Origin of the sequence: Bacillus sp. EKM208B (assembly GCF_011800725.1) — a bacterium.
Taxonomy (GTDB): domain Bacteria; phylum Bacillota; class Bacilli; order Bacillales; family Bacillaceae; genus Bacillus; species Bacillus velezensis.
In genome coordinates this window covers 242,070-259,931 of the sequence record NZ_JAANHO010000005.1, presented here as the reverse complement: position 1 = coordinate 259,931, position 17,862 = coordinate 242,070, and the positions used below count along the sequence as shown (strand labels likewise).

General features: G+C 46.9%; 24 protein-coding genes. 23 read left to right on the top strand and 1 reads right to left on the bottom strand.

Annotated elements, in window-relative coordinates; genetic code table 11:
* Positions 1 to 47 precede the first annotated feature (47 nt).
* The 20 genes from G9F75_RS11775 to lysA all read left to right on the top strand — a co-directional run bounded on the left by G9F75_RS11775 (position 48) and on the right by lysA (position 14,797).
* On the top strand, positions 48 to 338 hold the full coding sequence (locus G9F75_RS11775) for a hypothetical protein (protein WP_003153325.1): 291 nt from the start codon (positions 48 to 50) through the stop codon (positions 336 to 338).
* Between the two features lie 56 nt (positions 339 to 394).
* A complete protein-coding gene (locus G9F75_RS11770; RefSeq protein WP_012117898.1) occupies positions 395 to 622 on the top strand; it encodes a hypothetical protein in 228 nt (75 codons plus the stop codon).
* Positions 623 to 698: 76 nt separating this feature from the next.
* Positions 699 to 1,343 (top strand): stage II sporulation protein M, encoded by a 645-nt coding sequence (gene spoIIM / locus G9F75_RS11765; protein WP_007409404.1) that lies wholly within the window; start codon positions 699 to 701, stop codon positions 1,341 to 1,343.
* Positions 1,344 to 1,455: 112 nt separating this feature from the next.
* A complete protein-coding gene (gene fur / locus G9F75_RS11760) occupies positions 1,456 to 1,905 on the top strand; it encodes a ferric iron uptake transcriptional regulator (protein ID WP_003153330.1) in 450 nt (149 codons plus the stop codon).
* 114 nt (positions 1,906 to 2,019) lie between these two features.
* Complete coding sequence (locus tag G9F75_RS11755; protein WP_003153331.1) at positions 2,020 to 2,247, top strand: YqzK family protein; 228 nt, start codon at positions 2,020 to 2,022, stop codon at positions 2,245 to 2,247.
* 7 nt (positions 2,248 to 2,254) lie between these two features.
* Positions 2,255 to 3,145, top strand: coding sequence for a site-specific tyrosine recombinase XerD (gene xerD / locus G9F75_RS11750; protein WP_007612347.1), 891 nt, complete (start codon positions 2,255 to 2,257; stop codon positions 3,143 to 3,145).
* 169 nt (positions 3,146 to 3,314) lie between these two features.
* Positions 3,315 to 4,499 carry a phosphopentomutase gene (gene deoB / locus G9F75_RS11745; RefSeq protein ID WP_167409119.1) on the top strand — a complete coding sequence of 395 codons (1,185 nt, stop codon included), beginning with the start codon at positions 3,315 to 3,317 and terminating at the stop codon, positions 4,497 to 4,499.
* An 11-nt stretch (positions 4,500 to 4,510) separates the two neighbouring features.
* Positions 4,511 to 5,329: a purine-nucleoside phosphorylase gene (locus G9F75_RS11740; protein ID WP_007409407.1), complete on the top strand. Its 819-nt coding sequence runs from the start codon at positions 4,511 to 4,513 to the stop codon at positions 5,327 to 5,329.
* Positions 5,330 to 5,465: 136 nt separating this feature from the next.
* Positions 5,466 to 6,635, top strand: coding sequence for a D-alanyl-D-alanine carboxypeptidase family protein (locus G9F75_RS11735; protein WP_029973633.1), 1,170 nt, complete (start codon positions 5,466 to 5,468; stop codon positions 6,633 to 6,635).
* 95 nt (positions 6,636 to 6,730) lie between these two features.
* Positions 6,731 to 7,084 carry an anti-sigma F factor antagonist gene (gene spoIIAA, locus G9F75_RS11730; RefSeq protein WP_007409411.1) on the top strand — a complete coding sequence of 118 codons (354 nt, stop codon included), beginning with the start codon at positions 6,731 to 6,733 and terminating at the stop codon, positions 7,082 to 7,084.
* Positions 7,081 to 7,521 (top strand): anti-sigma F factor, encoded by a 441-nt coding sequence (gene spoIIAB, locus G9F75_RS11725; protein ID WP_003153347.1) that lies wholly within the window; start codon positions 7,081 to 7,083, stop codon positions 7,519 to 7,521. The genes spoIIAA and spoIIAB overlap by 4 nt, the downstream gene beginning before the upstream one ends.
* 11 nt (positions 7,522 to 7,532) lie before the next feature.
* Complete coding sequence (gene sigF / locus G9F75_RS11720) at positions 7,533 to 8,300, top strand: RNA polymerase sporulation sigma factor SigF (RefSeq protein WP_003153348.1); 768 nt, start codon at positions 7,533 to 7,535, stop codon at positions 8,298 to 8,300.
* Positions 8,301 to 8,426: 126 nt separating this feature from the next.
* Positions 8,427 to 9,047 carry a stage V sporulation protein AA gene (locus G9F75_RS11715; RefSeq protein WP_021494257.1) on the top strand — a complete coding sequence of 207 codons (621 nt, stop codon included), beginning with the start codon at positions 8,427 to 8,429 and terminating at the stop codon, positions 9,045 to 9,047.
* Positions 9,037 to 9,462: a stage V sporulation protein AB gene (locus G9F75_RS11710; RefSeq protein ID WP_014418289.1), complete on the top strand. Its 426-nt coding sequence runs from the start codon at positions 9,037 to 9,039 to the stop codon at positions 9,460 to 9,462. The genes G9F75_RS11715 and G9F75_RS11710 overlap by 11 nt, the downstream gene beginning before the upstream one ends.
* 12 nt (positions 9,463 to 9,474) lie before the next feature.
* Positions 9,475 to 9,927: a stage V sporulation protein AC gene (gene spoVAC, locus G9F75_RS11705; RefSeq protein WP_007612334.1), complete on the top strand. Its 453-nt coding sequence runs from the start codon at positions 9,475 to 9,477 to the stop codon at positions 9,925 to 9,927.
* An 11-nt stretch (positions 9,928 to 9,938) separates the two neighbouring features.
* Positions 9,939 to 10,955, top strand: coding sequence for a stage V sporulation protein AD (gene spoVAD, locus G9F75_RS11700; RefSeq protein ID WP_015240132.1), 1,017 nt, complete (start codon positions 9,939 to 9,941; stop codon positions 10,953 to 10,955).
* A complete protein-coding gene (gene spoVAE / locus G9F75_RS11695) occupies positions 10,956 to 11,306 on the top strand; it encodes a stage V sporulation protein AE (protein ID WP_007409415.1) in 351 nt (116 codons plus the stop codon). It abuts the gene before it with no gap.
* 3 nt (positions 11,307 to 11,309) lie between these two features.
* Positions 11,310 to 11,918: a stage V sporulation protein SpoVABEA gene (gene spoVAEA / locus G9F75_RS11690; protein ID WP_025284950.1), complete on the top strand. Its 609-nt coding sequence runs from the start codon at positions 11,310 to 11,312 to the stop codon at positions 11,916 to 11,918.
* A complete protein-coding gene (locus G9F75_RS11685) occupies positions 11,872 to 13,353 on the top strand; it encodes a spore germination protein (RefSeq protein WP_007409417.1) in 1,482 nt (493 codons plus the stop codon). The genes spoVAEA and G9F75_RS11685 overlap by 47 nt, the downstream gene beginning before the upstream one ends.
* Positions 13,354 to 13,477: 124 nt before the next feature.
* Complete coding sequence (gene lysA, locus G9F75_RS11680; protein ID WP_012117893.1) at positions 13,478 to 14,797, top strand: diaminopimelate decarboxylase; 1,320 nt, start codon at positions 13,478 to 13,480, stop codon at positions 14,795 to 14,797.
* A 44-nt stretch (positions 14,798 to 14,841) separates the two neighbouring features.
* On the opposite strand, the gene G9F75_RS11675 is transcribed toward lysA, so the two are convergent.
* Positions 14,842 to 15,741, bottom strand: coding sequence for a DUF1002 domain-containing protein (locus G9F75_RS11675; RefSeq protein ID WP_014418285.1), 900 nt, complete (start codon positions 15,739 to 15,741; stop codon positions 14,842 to 14,844).
* Positions 15,742 to 16,025: 284 nt separating this feature from the next.
* Between G9F75_RS11675 and G9F75_RS11670 the strand changes: the two genes are divergently transcribed.
* The 3 genes from G9F75_RS11670 to lepB all read left to right on the top strand — a co-directional run bounded on the left by G9F75_RS11670 (position 16,026) and on the right by lepB (position 17,754).
* Positions 16,026 to 16,457, top strand: a complete 432-nt coding sequence (locus G9F75_RS11670; protein WP_003153363.1) for a peptidylprolyl isomerase — start codon at positions 16,026 to 16,028, stop codon at positions 16,455 to 16,457.
* 149 nt (positions 16,458 to 16,606) lie between these two features.
* Positions 16,607 to 17,098 (top strand): CcdC protein domain-containing protein, encoded by a 492-nt coding sequence (locus tag G9F75_RS11665; protein ID WP_014418284.1) that lies wholly within the window; start codon positions 16,607 to 16,609, stop codon positions 17,096 to 17,098.
* Positions 17,099 to 17,178: 80 nt separating this feature from the next.
* Positions 17,179 to 17,754, top strand: a complete 576-nt coding sequence (gene lepB / locus G9F75_RS11660) for a signal peptidase I (RefSeq protein WP_014721447.1) — start codon at positions 17,179 to 17,181, stop codon at positions 17,752 to 17,754.
* The last annotated feature ends 108 nt before the right edge of the window (positions 17,755 to 17,862 follow it).

Genomic DNA, 17,862 nt, shown 5'->3' with positions numbered 1-17,862 from the left:
TTAGGCAGGCTAACAGATAGCAAAAGACGGAAAAAAGAGGTGGCAATGTGGATTATTTTCCGCTGATCCATACAAATATTTGGGATGCTGTGATCGGCGTGCCGGTCGTCTTATGCGTTACACAGCTGATCAAAGTGTTCTGCCGGGTTCCGGGCATATTCGTTCCCACGATTGCCCTTGCTGCCGGAAATGTTGTGTCTATCGTTTTCGGTCATCATGAACACGTGTATGCGGGGATTTTTATGGGGTTTTTTTACGGATACGCCGCAATGGGGAGCTATTCATCTGCCAAAACGTCTCTGCGCGCTTACCGGTCGAAACATGAGCCGTATTCATGAACACATCTGGATTTTTTTGTTATGATAAAGAAAAGGGAAAAAGGAGCGATTGGCACATGGCGAAGAGCAAAACGAAAAAAATGCGGGAGCATCTCAAAAGAAACGGGATGCGTGACGCAGTCCTGTCAAGGGGGACGGCGCCGTCTTTCAGCACCCATGAAAGAGTGACGAAAACCAAAAAAGACAGGCTTGAAAGAATAAAGCATAAAAAAAGGAACCCCTATGATCACCGGAGTGATGACGGGGGTTCTTTTTTTATGCCGGAATCTCGCGCCTTTCTATGATTTCTCTGTCATGTTTTCTCTTTTCTTTCATACAATCTACTAAATCAAGTCAATAGATTAGCGGGAGGAAAGCGGTATGAGAAAACAATCGTACAAAGAACTGTTTTTTCGCCATGTAAAGGATCATCTGTCACTTTATATATTTGTGTTTGTCTTGTTTTTGATGGGGGTCATTTTCGGGGCGATCATCGTCAACAGCATGACCATCACGCAGAAAGAAGATCTGTATTACTATTTAAGCAAGTTTTTCGGACAGCTGTCTGACGGAAAACATGCCGGCGCTTCAGAAATGTTTTGGCAGGCCGTCTTTCATGATGTAAAATATTTGGGGCTGATGTGGATTCTCGGTATTTCCGTGATCGGTCTTCCGGTTATTTTCATTATGGTGTTCTTAAAAGGAATCGTCGTCGGCTTCACGGTCGGTTTTTTAGTGAATCAAATGGGGATGAACGGGTTTTTCCTGTCATTTATTTCGGTTCTGCCGCAAAACATCGTTCTCATTCCGGCATACCTTATCATGGGGACATGCTCCATCGCTTTTTCCCTGAAATTGATCCGGCAGCTGTTTGTCAAACGCAGCCTTCATGACGCGCCGATCCAATGGTTCGGACGCTACGCCTTCGTGCTGATTCTCATCGTTTTCTTCTCGGTCATCGCTTCGCTGCTCGAGGCGTACGTGTCTCCGCTGTTTATGGAAAAGCTGTCATCACGCATATTTTAGAATAATTATCACAAAATAATACTTTTATTTATCAGTTTATAATAATTATAGTTGGAACTCTGCGCGTATTTTGTTATAATGAGTCATGGAATGCGGCGTAGGAGGGAAAGACATGGAAAACCGTATTGATCGAATTAAAAAGCAGCTGCACTCGTCAAGCTACAAGCTTACGCCACAGCGGGAAGCAACGGTAAGAGTGCTGCTTGAAAACGAAGAAGACCATTTAAGCGCAGAAGATGTATACCTCCTCGTAAAAGAGAAATCTCCTGAAATTGGTCTCGCTACAGTATACCGTACATTAGAATTATTAACAGAATTAAAAGTCGTTGATAAAATTAACTTCGGGGACGGCGTATCCCGCTACGACCTTCGCAAAGAAGGCGCGGCTCACTTTCATCACCATTTGGTGTGCATGGAGTGCGGAGCCGTCGATGAAATTGAAGAAGATCTGCTTGAAGACGTTGAAGAAGTGATTGAACGTGATTGGAAATTTAAAATTAAAGATCATAGATTGACTTTTCACGGAATCTGCCACCGCTGCCGCGGGGATGAAACAGAGTAAAAGCCTACGAACCTTTTCTGCCAGGAAAGGGTTTTTTGCTGTTTTTATGTATAAAAGCCTTTGAAATTGGCATAAGGTGTACTAACAGCCGCCAAAGAAAGGGTCGATAGAAAGATGGGCAGATTCTTAAAAACAGCCGCGGATACGATCAAAGTGTTTATACTGTTCACAGGTTTTACCGCGCTGTTCTATTATGCTATGATATGGGTGAATTCAGAGTATGAAAACTATCATCGGTACGATAAACCGGAAGGCTCCGCCGTCAAAGTGGCCAAAACGGAACATGAGGAGAAAGACGGCTGGTTCGGCCGATTGATCTTTTTTTACCAAAACGGGGAGTAGATCGAGAGTGAAGGATCAAATTAAGGATTTCATCCATTACGTGAGGGTTGAAAGAGGGCTGTCCCAAAATACGATGATGTCCTATGAGCGTGATCTGAAAAGTTATTCTCTCTTCTTAACTGAAAGCCTTCAGATCACTTCATGGAATGATGTGACCCGTCTTCATATTATTCAATATTTAAAGCATATAAAGGACTCCGGGAAATCCGGCAAGACGTCTGCCAGGCATTTGGCGTCAATCCGGTCTTTTCATCAATTTCTGTTAAGGGAAAAAGCCGCGGATAAAGATCCTTCGGTACATATTGAAACACAAAAAACAGAGCGGACGCTTCCGAAAGTATTGGCGCTTCACGAAGTTGAGCGGTTATTGGACACGCCTAAGCTTGACAGCCCGTTCGGTCTCAGGGATAAAGCCATGCTTGAACTGCTGTACGCGACCGGCATCAGGGTCAGCGAGATGATCGAGCTGAAATTATCCGACGTCCATTTGACGATGGGATTTGTCCGCTGCTTCGGAAAAGGGCGGAAAGAGCGGATTGTGCCGATTGGTGAAGCCGCTTCTCATGCGATAGAAGCGTACATTGAAAAAGCCAGAGGGAAATTATTAAAGAAAAACGTAACCGAAGCGCTTTTTCTGAATCATCACGGCAGGCAGATCAGCCGTCAGGGATTCTGGAAAAACCTGAAAAAAATCGCCCTTGAAGCGGGGATTAAAAAAGAGCTGACACCGCACACGCTCCGGCACTCCTTTGCAACGCACCTGCTCGAAAACGGGGCGGATCTGCGCGCCGTGCAGGAGATGCTCGGACATGCCGATATTTCCACGACGCAAATTTATACGCATGTGACGAAAACAAGGCTGAAGGACGTGTACAAACAGTATCATCCGCGCGCTTAGGAGCCGCTGCCAGAGGGGCCGCGGCTTTTTTTTGCCGGATTGGCGGAATACAGAGAAGGTTCTAATTATTTGAATCGGCATTGTCAACGAGAATGTAAACGGTTTATACTTGAGTTGTCTGACCTCTGTAAGCTACAATGGACAAATGGAAGAAAAGGAGGCTTTTATGATGTCTGAATACAAATATAACCGGGTATTTTTGATCGTAATGGATTCTGTCGGAATCGGTGAAGCGCCGGACGCCGCCGATTTTAATGATATAGGCGCAAATACGCTCGGACACATCGCAGAGCACATGAACGGCTTACATATGCCCCATATGGCGCAGCTCGGTCTCGGACTGATCGGAGACATTAAGGGCGTGGAAAAAACGGAGCACCCTCTTGCGTACTACGGAAAAATGCAGGAGGCGTCAAACGGGAAAGATACGATGACGGGGCACTGGGAGATTATGGGCCTCTACATTGAAAAACCGTTTAAAGTGTTCCCGGAAGGATTTCCGGATGAACTTCTTCAGGAACTTGAGCGGCGTTCAGGACGGAAAATCATCGGAAATAAGCCGGCTTCAGGCACGGCGATTCTGGACGAGCTCGGAAAAGAACATATGGAAACGGGTGCGCTGATCGTTTATACATCAGCAGATTCCGTGCTGCAGATTGCGGCTCACGAAGATGTCGTTCCGCTTGACGAGCTGTACAGCATCTGTGAAACGGCAAGAGAACTGACGCTTGATCCGAAGTACATGGTCGGCCGGATTATCGCAAGACCGTTCGTCGGAGAACCGGGCAGCTTCAAACGCACGCCGAACCGTCATGATTATGCGCTCAAACCGTTCGGACGCACGGTAATGAACGGAATGAAAGACAGCGGATTAGACGTCATTTCCATCGGCAAAATTTCTGATATTTATGACGGAGAAGGCATTACATCTTCCCGCCGCACGGTATCTAATATGGACGGCATGGACAAAGTGATTGAAACGCTCGGTGAAGATTTCACGGGCCTGAGCTTTGCCAACCTCGTTGATTTTGACGCGCTGTACGGACACCGCCGCGATCCGGAAGGGTACGGAAAAGCGCTCGAGGAATTCGACGCGAGGCTTCCGGAAGTATTTGAGAAAATGAAAGAAGACGATCTGCTTATCATCACTGCGGATCACGGCAATGATCCTGTCCATCACGGCACGGATCACACGCGGGAGTATGTGCCGCTTCTTGTTTACAGCAAAAAGCACAAACACACTGAACAGCTGCCGCTTGCGGATACATTTGCCGATATCGGCGCAACCATTGCGGATAATTTCAAAACGGAAAAGCCGGAATACGGAAAAAGCTTTTTATCAAGATTACAGTAGGGGGACTTTTTTTGAAACAAAAGATCGAACGTGCTGCTGCATTTATTAAAGAACATGTGAAAGAAACACCAAAGATCGGTCTGATTTTAGGGTCAGGGCTCGGCGTATTGGCCGATGAAATTGAAGGAGCTGTCAAGCTTACATATGAAACGATTCCTGATTTTCCGGTCTCAACGGTAGAAGGCCATGCCGGCCAGCTTGTGATGGGAACGCTTGAAGGTGTGCAGGTCATCGCGATGCAGGGCCGCTTTCATTACTATGAAGGCTACTCAATGGATCAGGTCACATTTCCCGTCCGCGTGATGAAGGCGCTCGGCGTTGAATCCCTTGTCGTGACGAACGCAGCCGGCGGTATCAACACTGAATTCCGCGCCGGCGATCTGATGATTATTACAGACCACATCAACTTTACGGGCACCAACCCGTTAATCGGGCCGAACGAAGCTGAATTCGGACCGAGATTCCCGGACATGTCAGAAGCCTATGACAAAGAGCTGTCAGGCTTGGCTGAAAAAACGGCCGATGAGCTGGGCATTCCTGTTCAAAAAGGGGTGTATACAGCTGTTACGGGGCCGTCTTACGAAACGCCTGCTGAGGTTCGGTTTTTAAGAACGATGGGTTCTGACGCTGTCGGCATGTCGACCGTGCCGGAAGTCATCGTCGCCAACCACGCGGGGATGCGCGTGCTCGGCATCTCATGCATTTCCAACGCGGCGGCAGGTATTCTTGACCAGCCGTTATCCCATGAAGAAGTAATGGAAATGACGGAAAAAGTAAAAGGCGGCTTTTTGAAGCTTGTAAAAGCTGTAGTCGCACGTTCTCAAAAATAAGTCAGCATCAGTCAGCTGTTTCTTCGGAAGCAGCTGTTTTTTTGTGCCCTCAACACGAAACATTTTCCAGATGAGGCGTATAAAACCACCGGATTTGGAAAAAATAAAAAGGATTATGAAATGGAGGGCTTTGGAGATGAAACGTCTTATATCCACTTTGTTGATTGGCATTTTATTAACGGCATCAGCACCGTCCGCTTTTGCAAAGCCGGACGGAAAACATACATCGGAGCTCGCTCATGAAGCCAAAAGCGCCGTGCTGATTGAACGCGATACGGGAAGTATTCTTTATAACAAGAACAGCCGGGAGCGTCTGGCGCCGGCAAGCATGACAAAAATCATGACCATGCTTTTAATCATGGAAGCGCTTGACAAAGGGAAAATAAAGATGAGCGATAAAGTCAGGACGAGTGAACATGCCGCGTCCATGGGCGGATCACAGATTTTCCTTGAACCCGGAGAAGAAATGACGGTAAAAGAAATGCTCAAAGGAATTGCGATAGCTTCCGGAAATGACGCATCTGTCGCAATGGCGGAGTATATCGCCGGTTCAGAAGAGGATTTCGTCAGCCGGATGAACAAAAAAGCAAAAGAATTGGGATTGAAAGATACCTCCTTCAAAAACCCGACGGGACTGCCCGAAAAAGACCATTACAGCTCTGCTTATGACATGGCAAAAATGGCGAAGGAATTATTAAAGTATGATAAAATCACTCAATTTACAGGAACGTATGAGGATTATTTAAGAGAAAATACAGACAAAAAGTTCTGGCTCGTCAATACAAACCGGCTGATCAAATTTTATCCGGGTGTAGACGGCGTGAAGACGGGCTTTACAGGCGAAGCAAAGTATTGTTTAACCGCCACCGCTAAAAAAGGAAATATGAGGGTCATTGCTGTCGTTTTCGGAGCCAGCACCCCGAAAGAAAGAAATGCCCAAGTGACCAAAATGCTTGATTACGCCTTCAGCCAGTTCAAAACACACCCGCTGTACAAACGGGATCAAATCGTCGGAACGGTAAAAGTGATAAAAGGAAAAAAGAAACTGATCAAGCTGACCACATCTGAGCCGATTTCTCTTCTGGCCAAAAAGGGAGAGAACATGGACAAAGTAAAAAAAGAAGTGAAAATCAACGGCAATGTAACGGCTCCGGTTAAAAAAGGAGAGGTGCTCGGCAGCCTCGTTCTGAAAAAAGACGGAAAGGTGCTCGTTGAAAGCCCGGTCACGGCAAAAGACGACATGGAAAAAGCGGGTTTTCTCACTTTTCTGAAGCGCACGATGGGAGATTGGACAAAATTTAAATAATCGTGGCGAACGGGCACTAGTTTTGTCATAGTGAAGGAATTGCTTTCCCGAAAATCGAAACACTCATTATCCGATCATATCAAGGAGGAATGAGCATGAGCCTTGGAATTGACTTTCATGTCAAAGAATCCGTGCTTTGTATTCGATTAACAGGTGAACTCGACCATCATACGGCAGAATCATTAAAACAAAAGGTTACTGAATCGCTGGAGGCTGACGGCATCCGTCACATCGTGCTGAACCTTGAAGATCTTACCTTCATGGACAGCTCCGGCCTCGGCGTGATTTTAGGGCGTTATAAACAAATTAAACAGCTCGGCGGAGAAATGGTCGTGTGCGCGATTTCGCCCGCGGTGAGACGTCTGTTTGACATGTCCGGCCTGTTTAAAATCATCAGGTTCGAACAATCAGAACAAAAAGCGCTTTTAACGTTGGGGGTGGCATCATGAAAAACGAGATGCATCTTGAATTTTCAGCCCTCAGTCAGAACGAATCGTTTGCGCGCGTAACAGTTGCTTCTTTTATCGCACAGCTCGACCCGACGATGGATGAGCTGACGGAAATCAAGACCGTCGTATCAGAAGCGGTAACAAACGCGATCATCCACGGCTATGAAGAAAACTGCGACGGAAAGGTGTACATCTCCGTTACGCTGGAGGATCATGTCGTCTATCTGACCATACGTGACGAAGGCCTCGGGATCACGGATCTTGAGGAAGCGCGCCAGCCGCTCTTTACGACAAAACCCGAGCTTGAGCGCTCCGGAATGGGCTTTACCATTATGGAAAACTTCATGGATGATGTCACGATTGATTCCTCGCCGGAGATGGGAACGACGATACGCTTAACAAAACACCTATCAAAAAGCAAAGCGCTTTGTAATTAAGGAGATTTGTTATGGATGTGGAGGTTAAGAAAAACAGCAAAAACGCGCAGCTCAAGGACCATGAAGTCAAAGAATTGATCAAAAAGAGCCAAGAGGGCGACCAGCAGGCAAGAGACCTCCTCATAGAAAAAAACATGCGTCTTGTGTGGTCCGTCGTTCAAAGGTTTTTAAACAGAGGCTATGAGCCGGACGATCTGTTTCAGATCGGCTGTATCGGATTGTTAAAATCCGTTGATAAATTCGATTTGTCCTATGATGTCCGTTTTTCAACTTATGCCGTGCCGATGATTATCGGAGAAATCCAGCGCTTCATCCGCGATGACGGAACCGTCAAAGTATCAAGATCTTTAAAAGAGCTCGGCAATAAAATACGCCGGGCGAAAGATGAACTGTCAAAAACATACGGAAGAGTGCCGACCGTCCAGGAAATCGCGGACCATTTAGAAATTGATGCGGAGGATGTGGTGCTTGCGCAGGAAGCGGTGCGGGCGCCTTCATCCATTCATGAGACCGTGTATGAAAATGACGGAGACCCGATCACCCTGCTTGATCAGATCGCCGATCATTCAGAAGAGAAGTGGTTTGACAAAATCGCCCTCAAGGAAGCGATCAGTGATTTGGAAGAACGGGAAAAACTCATTGTCTATCTGAGATATTATAAAGATCAGACACAGTCGGAGGTAGCCGAACGGCTCGGGATTTCCCAAGTCCAGGTATCGAGGCTGGAGAAAAAAATATTAAAGCAGATTAAAGTGCAGATGGATCATACGGAAAGCTGACCTTTTACGGGCCGGCTTTTTTTATTTGTGCATCGGTGGTAATTTATGGTCTTTTGCCGCTGATGAATGAGAACAAAAGTGAACCACATACTACATATATAACCACCCGAAAGATGGTGATGCAAGATGGAAAGACGAATATTTCTCAGACTTCGCCACCGCGTGAAGGCTCATACCGGAGATATCATCACAATCGGCGACGCCGCGCAGATCGCGGGACAGCAAAAGCTGAAAAAAAAACTGTCGGCACTGCCGCTGTATAAGGTCACGAAAAAAGACAAAAATATCGTCGTGCTGGACATTATAAAAGTGCTGAAAACCATTCATACCGCTTTTCCTGCGCTTGATGTACAGACCGTCGGCGGCGCTGAAACGATAGTGGAAATCCATTACCAGAAAAAGCGGCTGTCAGCCGTTTTGTTCGTCGGTGTCTGGCTCCTGCTTTTTATCGGTTCATGTCTTGCCATTATGAATTTTCATGAAGATGTCAGTATGAGAGAAGTTCATATCGCCTTATATGAAATCATAACGGGCGAACGGAATGAATACCCGTATCTGCTTCAGATTCCATACAGCATCGGCCTCGGTCTCGGTATGATCGTCTTTTTTAATCACATCTTCAAAAAACGCCTGAATGAAGAGCCAAGCCCGCTGGAAGTCGAGATGTTTAATTATCAGCTTGATCTCGATCATTATGTCGCAATGCACGAAAATGAAGAGACGATGAAAGATCTGCATGATCGTTAGCATTCTTTTCGTTATGTTTGTCGGGCTTGGCGGAGGGCTGACCGTGGGGGCAGGCTTTGTGGCTTTTTTAACCGTTATGGGAATCGTCCCCCGCCTTATGCAGCTGACAAAAACAATGCGCTTTGTACAGGCCTACGAAGGAGCTGTTATTTCAGGAGCTGTGTTCGGCGGCTGGGAAACCTTAAATATGAATCATTTTTTTTTATCTGAATGGCTGGCCGTTCCGGTCGGGCTTTTGGCCGGCATGTTTGTCGGCATGCTGGCCGCCGCGCTTACAGAAGTGCTGAATGTGCTTCCCATTCTTGCCAAACGGATCGGCTTCGGCAGCAAAATCATCATATTGCTGATGGCCATTGTGTTCGGCAAAATAGCCGGCTCTTTATTTCATTGGCTGTATTTTATCCATCATTCATAAGGAGGAACCGACGTGACAAACTTAAAAGAAAATTACAAAACAAAAGTGAAAGACTATCAGCCGAAACCGCCATATGTTTGGAATTGCGTCAAAGCCTTTCTGATCGGCGGTTTGATCTGTCTGATCGGGCAGGCTCTTCAAGACTTTTACATCCACTTTTTTAATTTTAATGAAAAAACAGCGGGCAACCCGACGTCCGCCACTCTTATTTTAATTTCCGCCCTTTTGACCGGATTCGGCATTTATGACAGACTCGGGCAGTTTGCCGGAGCGGGTTCAGCCGTGCCGGTGACGGGTTTTGCAAACAGTATGACAAGCGCGGCTCTGGAACACAGAAGTGAAGGACTCGTGCTCGGAGTAGCGACAAACATGTTTAAATTGGCGGGAAACGTCATTGTATTCGGCGTCGTGGCAGCCTATATCGTAGGCCTGATACGGTTTGCTTGTGAAAAACTGTTTTCGTAGGAGGAGAAAAAATGAAATTGACCGGAAAGCAAACCTGGGTATTTGAAAACCCGTTATTTGTAAATGCGGCGGGGACGGCAGCCGGACCGAAAGAAAAAGACGGCCCGCTCGGTTCGCTGTTTGATAAGACATACGATGAAATGCATTGCAATCAGAAAAACTGGGAAATGGCGGAACGTCAGTTAATGGAAGATGCCATCAACTCCGCTTTGCAAAAACAGAATTTGAAAAAGAGCGATATTGATTTGTTGCTCGCGGGGGATCTTTTAAATCAAAATGTGACCGCCAACTACGTCGCCAGACATCTGAAAATTCCGTTCCTCTGTCTGTTCGGCGCCTGTTCGACATCAATGGAAACGATTGCGGTCGCATCCGCGCTCATTGACGGCGGTTTTGCGAACCGGGCGATCGCAGCCACGAGCAGCCATAACGCGACGGCAGAACGGCAATTCCGCAATCCGACGGAGTATGGCGGGCAAAAACCGGATACCGCCACTTCAACAGTCACGGGGGGCGGGGCGGTCATCATCAGCCAAAACCCTTCTGACATCAAGATTACAAGCGCAACAGTGGGAAAAGTAAGCGACCTCGGAATTACGGACCCGTTCGATATGGGATCGGCCATGGCGCCCGCCGCTGCCGACACAATCAAACAGCACCTGCAGGACTTAAACCGCACGGCGGATGATTATGATCTGATTTTGACGGGTGACCTTTCAGGCGTCGGCTCGCCGATCGTGAAAGATTTGCTCAAAGAAGAAGGCTATCCCGTGGGAACGAAACACGATGACTGCGGTCTTCTCATCTATACGCCGGACCAGCAGGTGTTTGCGGGAGGAAGCGGCTGCGCCTGCTCCGCGCTTGTTACGTACACACATATTTTTAATCAATTAAAAGCAGGGACTCTAAACAGGGTACTCGTTGTCGCGACAGGAGCGCTTTTAAGTCCGACAATGATCCAGCAGAAGGAAACCATTCCGACCATCGCGCACGGTGTGGTATTTGAGCGGGCGGGAGGTGCATCATAAATGGAATATCTGTTGGCTTTTGTTTGCGGGGGAATCATATGCATTATCGGTCAGCTGCTGCTTGACATTTTTAAACTGACACCCGCCCATGTAATGACAACTTTTGTCGTCATCGGCGCCTTGTTAGATGGGTTCGGAATATATGACAAATTTATCGAATTCGCGGGCGCGGGCGCGACGGTTCCCATCGTCAGCTTCGGTCACAGCTTATTGCACGGCGCCATGCATCAAGCTCACGAGCATGGATTTATCGGGATCGCCATGGGGATTTTTGAACTTACTTCCGCCGGTATATCTTCAGCGATTTTATTCGCATTTCTTGTAGCCGTTATTTTTAAACCGAAAGGATAATGCCTGATGACGAAACGGAAGGTCATTCTTGTGACAGACGGGGACGTATACGCCGCCAAAACAATTGAATATGCCGCGGAAAAAGCAGGCGGACGGTGTATTTCCCAATCAAAGGGCAATCCGTCAACGAGAAGCGGCCCCGAACTTGTTCAGCTGATTAAAGCCGCGCCGAATGACCCGGTGTTTGTCATGTTTGACGATTCAGGCCTGCAAGGGGAAGGGCCGGGCGAAACGGCGCTGAAATATGTCGCCTCACATCAGGACATTGAAGTGCTGGGGGTGATTGCGGTCGCTTCTAAGACCCATCAGGCAGAATGGACGAAAGTCGATGTCTCCATTGACCGTGATGGAGAAGTGACGGAGTTTGGCGTCGATAAAACCGGAATGAGAGAAATGGACGAGCACAGAATGAACGGAGATACGGTGTATTGTCTGGATAAATTGGACGTTCCCCTCATTGTGGGCATCGGCGACATAGGTAAGATGGGAAGAAAAGATGACATATCAAAAGGCTCGCCGATCACGATGAAGGCGGTCGAATTCATTTTAGAAAGGAGCGAAAGCCATGCCGGAAAAACCGGAAAACATGATCAAGGTGTACCGGGATCCTAGAAAAAATGAACAATTTTTTAAAGACCGCGTCGGTATGGGAACGAGCTATGATGTCGGCGTCCGCAAAGTTCGAGTATTAGACCGGGAAGTCCAGATTTACTTTGTCAACGGATTAACCGATACTTTGTTTATCATTCATTTAATGGAACAGCTCGTCGACGTCAATAATTATGACGAGAATGCGGATGAAGCGATTGACGTTGTTGAAAACAGACTTGTCAATCAGCAGGTTCAAAAAGTCAAAACGCTCGACGAAGCAACGGATCAAGTTCTTTCCGGACTTGTGGCGGTTATCGTTGAAGACGCGGGCTTCGCCTTTATCGTTGACGTCAGAAGTTATCCCGGACGCACGCCTGAAGAACCGGATACGGAAAAGGTCGTCCGCGGGGCAAGAGACGGTTTTATCGAAAATATCGTCATTAATACAGCATTGATCAGAAGACGAATCAGGGACGAAAGGCTCCGCGTCAAAATTACGAAAGTCGGCGAGCGCTCTAAGACCGATCTTGCGATTGTGTATATAGAGGACATCGCTGACCCGGACCTTGTCAGCATCGTCGAAAACGAAGTGAATGCGATTGACATTGACGGACTGACGATGGCTGATAAAACGGTGGAGGAATTCATCGTCAAACAAGGCTACAATCCGTTTCCGATGGTCAGATACACGGAGCGGCCGGATGTGGCCGCCAATCACATTTTAGAAGGGCACGTCATCATCGTCGTTGATACGTCACCGAGCGTGATCATAACGCCGACCACGATTTTTCACCATGTTCAGCATGCGGAAGAATACAGGCAGGCGCCTTCAGTGGGAACATTTTTAAGATGGATCAGGTTCTTCGGTATTATCGCTTCAACTGTTCTGCTTCCGATCTGGTTCCTCTTTGTTCTTGAACCGTCTCTTCTGCCTGAAAGATTGGATTTTATCGGTTTAAATAAAAATACGCATATCCCGATCATTCTGCAAATCTTTTTGGCCGATTTGGGGATTGAGTTTCTCAGGATGGCCGCGATCCATACGCCGACCGCTTTATCCACCGCCATGGGTCTGATTGCGGCGGTGCTGATCGGTCAAATCGCCATAGCGGTGGGGCTGTTTTCAGCAGAAGTGATTCTGTACGTATCGATCGCCGCCATCGGATCATTTACCACGCCGAGCTATGAGCTCAGCCTCGCCAATAAAATGATACGCCTCATCTTAATGGTGCTCGTGGCCATTTTCCAAGTGAAAGGCTTTGTGATAGGTTTTACATTGCTGCTGATCATAATGGCGAATATCCGCTCGTTTCATACGCCGTATTTATGGCCGTTTTTACCGTTTAACGGCAAGGCGCTGTGGCAGGTGCTCGTCCGGACGACAGTGCCGGGAGCGAAAGTCAGACCGAGCATTGTTCACCCGAAAGACCGTCAAAGACAGCCAAGCGGTTCATAATCGCATTGAAACCGACAGAAGATTATGATATTGTATGTCTTAACTTATACGGGACTTGTATAAGGACAGCTCAAAAGAAGCTGTCCTTTTCACCCATATGCGGATCAGAAAGAGGGAATGAGCATTGTTCTTACATGGCACAAGCAGACAAAACAAACTAGGTCATTTGGAAATCGGAGGTGTGGACGCGCTGTATTTAGCGGAGCATTACGGCACGCCTCTTTATGTTTACGATGTGGCTTTAATACGTGAGCGCGCTAAAAGCTTTAAACAGGCATTCATTGACGCGGATTTAAAGGCGCAGGTCGCGTACGCGAGCAAGGCGTTTTCTTCCGTTGCGATGATACAGCTCGCTGAGCAGGAGGGGCTCTCATTGGACGTTGTATCCGGCGGAGAGCTGTTTACGGCGGTTGCGGCTGGTTTTCCGGCTGACAGGATTCATTTTCACGGCAATAACAAAAGCGAAGAAGAGTTGAAAATGGCGCTCGATCATCAAATCGGCTGCATCGTCGTGGATAATTTTTATGAAATCTCCTTACTCGCGGAACTGTGCCGCAAATCAGGGCGCACAATGGATGTGCTTCTGCGGATCACTCCGGGGGTAGAGGCGCATACGCATGATTATATTACGACGGGACAGGAAGATTCCAAATTCGGTTTTGATCTGCATAACGGGCAAATAGAAAAGGCGATTGAACAAGTATTACAGTCGGACCATATCCGCCTTCTCGGCGTTCACTGCCACATCGGATCGCAAATTTTTGATACGGCGGGCTTTGTGCTGGCCGCAGAAAAAATCTTCGCAAAACTGAATGAATGGAGAGAATCATTCGGCTTTGTCTCTGAAGTGCTGAATTTAGGGGGAGGCTTCGGCATCCGCTACACGGAGGAGGATGAACCTCTTCATCCCGCCGTTTATGTGGAAAAAATTATCGAAGCGGTAAAAGAAAACGCAGCGCTGCACGCTTTTGACATTCCGGAGATCTGGATTGAACCGGGACGCTCGCTCGTCGGAGACGCCGGAACGACGCTATATACCATCGGTTCGCAAAAAGAAGTGCCCGGCACCCGTAAATATGCAGCGGTTGACGGGGGCATGAGCGATAATATCCGTCCTGCGCTGTATCAGGCGAAATATGAAGCCGTATCGGCAAACAGAATCGGAGAACACCACGATAAAACGGTATCCATCGCGGGCAAGTGCTGTGAAAGCGGGGATATGCTCATTTGGGATATAGACCTTCCGGAAGTGAAAGAAGGCGATCTTCTCGCCGTTTTCTGCACGGGAGCATACGGATACAGCATGGCTAACAACTACAACCGCATTCCGCGTCCCGCCGTCGTTTTTGTGGAAGACGGCGAAGCGCATCTTGTCATTAGAAGGGAAACTTATGAAGACATTGTAAAACTGGATCTGCCGTTTAAGACGGGGGTCAAACAATAAATAAAAAAGAGACCGGAACGATGGCGTCCGGTCTCTTTTTGCATTCAGCTGTTAGAACTTGATCCGCTGTCTCCTGTAAATACAGACACGATCGCATTCCAAATCGAAGCGAAGAAATCAATGACTTTTTGAACAAAGCTTTTGCCTTCATCGGATTGAATGAACTTCGTGATTTTGTCTTTTGCCTTATCGAGCTGGCTGCCGACTTGGCCCCAATCAATCTTGGCGTTTTTCATTTTATTAAACAATGAAACGAGCTGGTCTTTTTGAGCGTCAGTCAGTGTAATGTTAAGGTTTGAAGCCGCATCATCGACCTTTTTCTCGATTCCTTCTTTTGTATCGGGCACACCGTTTTTCGCGAAATCATCTTTAATATTTGCGATGAGCGCGGAGGCGTTTTTATCCCCGATTTTATCCCCGAGATTTGAAGTGGTGACAAGCTCTTGGTTGGCGACCTGTTTTACATCTTCTGAAATCGCTTTGTCTGATGAGACTTCATATGCCTTGATGATTCCAGTTAATGCTGCGGTGCCTGATACCTCAAACGGCGCCGTCACGTATACTTTTGCATCTTTCACTCCTGCTGTCATCAGGGCGTTTAAGTACATTTCATCCGTGATGGAATCGATATTATGGGTCTTAACGTCAAGCCCGGACCCTTTCTTTGCCACCGTGATGGATGATGAAGAGATGGCTCTTGTGCCGATTTGGGCATTCGATATATATTTTCCCAGATATTCATGTTCTTCTTTATTCGTGACCGTCACTTTTGTCGCGTTATCAGGGACATTTAATTCGTCAAGCACTTTCTGCCGGTTTTCGTTTGACAGATCCGCCCCCAGTGTGACGATGACATCTCCGACTGCGGCATCGGCCAGGCTGATTTTCGGTATTGTGCACAATACAACGGCCGCCGCCAGCAATCCAATCCACATTTTTTTCAAAGCGGTTAACCTCCTTCTTTTCACAAATGCCGTTTTGAAGCGGTTTGTGAGGGCCTGCGTGAAGCAGTTCCGATACATAGACGGCTGTGAAGCTGTTCTGGTTTCATTTTCTTTCTGCGGAAGCGGGGAGATTCGTTTTCCGGCTGAAGGTGTGGTATAATAGCCGCGAAAAGAAGAGCAGAGGCCTCTTCCTTCAAAAGAATATCAAAAAGAAAGCCGGCTTACAATTGAAATTCATATTGAAGAAGGCTTTGACAAAAAACAATACGGAAGTAGGAATGAGAATGAAAACTGGTTACATCGAAATGGAAAACGGCAGCAGAATCGAATTTGAACTTTATCCGAATGAAGCGCCTAATACAGTCGCTAACTTTGAAAACCTGGCGAATACGGGCTTTTATGACGGCGTTATTTTCCACCGCGTGATTCCGGGCTTTGTCAGCCAAGGCGGAGATCCGACTGGGACAGGCATGGGCGGAAGCGGAAAAACGATCAAATGTGAAACAGAAGGCAATCCGCATAAGCACGAAGCCGGTTCTTTATCAATGGCGCATGCCGGTAAAGACACGGGTTCAAGCCAATTCTTCATCGTACATGAGCCGCAGCCGCATTTAAACGGCGTTCATACTGTATTCGGAAAAGTGACAAGCGGTTTAGAGCATGCGAAAAACATGTCTAACGGAGACAAAATGAAAGAAATCCGTGTAGAAGGATAATGACATAAAACCCGCCTTTTTCAGGCGGGTTTTTTTGTGTATATGAAAATTCTCATGTGTAAATCATGAAAAAATACATATATGAACATCAGCGATCATTCTGGTATAGTGAAAAAGACCGATTACAACAATGAAAAGAGGTAGAAACGTTGGTTCAATTGGCAACCGTTTTATTTGTCATTATCATTCTCGCACTTATGATTTGGTTCAGGGTGAAAAAGGGAAACAGGCCGATTAAAGGCGGCGGCTTCGGCATCATTCTCCCGCTTTTGATTATCGCCGTCATTTTTACATTCAGCATCAGCCAGCTCATGAATATCCCGGGAAAGCCGTTTCATTTTCCCGCTCTTTGGGAGCTCGCCATCGCCGGACTGTTAGGCGCGGTATTCGGTGTCATCATGCTGTCGCAAACCGCCTATGAAATCCGGGAAGACGGCTTTGTCTACTCCAAGCGGAATAAAAACTTTAAATATGTCATTATCGCGATTATTGCGATCCGCATCGTGCTCAGCCAATATTTCAAAAACATTGACGCGGCGGAATTCGCCGTTTTAACGATGGAACTTGCTTTTGTGTATTTGTGCATTTGGCGGATCGGAAGCTTTGTGAAATACCGTAAAATCAGCAAATCCGGCTTATAAAATGAAAAAAATGGATGGGGTGCGGGGCTTATTTGCCCTCTGTGCAGGGATTCATGGTAAAATAAAAACGACCATGGCTAATGGGAGGAAATCACTTGAAATCAGAAAAAGAAAAAACTTCTAAAAAAAGCGCCGTACTTGATTGGGCGAAAGCCATTATCATCGCTGTCGTTCTGGCACTGCTCATCCGAAACTTTTTATTTGCCCCTTATCTCGTTGATGGAAGATCAATGGATCCGACGCTGCATGACCGCGAGAGAATCTTTGTCAATATGACGGTCAAATACATAAGCGACTTCAAACGCGGCCAGATCGTCGTTCTGAACGGAGAAAATGAACACTATGTCAAACGGATTATCGGACTTCCCGGCGACACGGTGCAAATGAAAAACGATCAGCTGTATATCAACGGCAAAAAAGTGTCCGAACCGTATTTAGCGGCAAACAAGAAAAAAGCGAAGCAAGACGGCTATGACCGGCTGACGGAAGACTTCGGCCCGGTGAAGGTGCCGGACGACAAATATTTCGTCATGGGTGATAACCGCAGAGAATCTATGGACAGCCGCAACGGCCTCGGTCTTTTTACGAAAAAACAAATAGCGGGCACATCAAAATTCGTCTTCTTCCCGTTTAACGAAATTCGCAAGACGAAATAAACCGTACAGGCAGTTTTCTTATAAGAAAACTGCTTTTTTATATAAATTTATCTTTCCACCCTCAAAAACAGAACATAAATTCGTATATCTATTTAATAGATAGAAAGT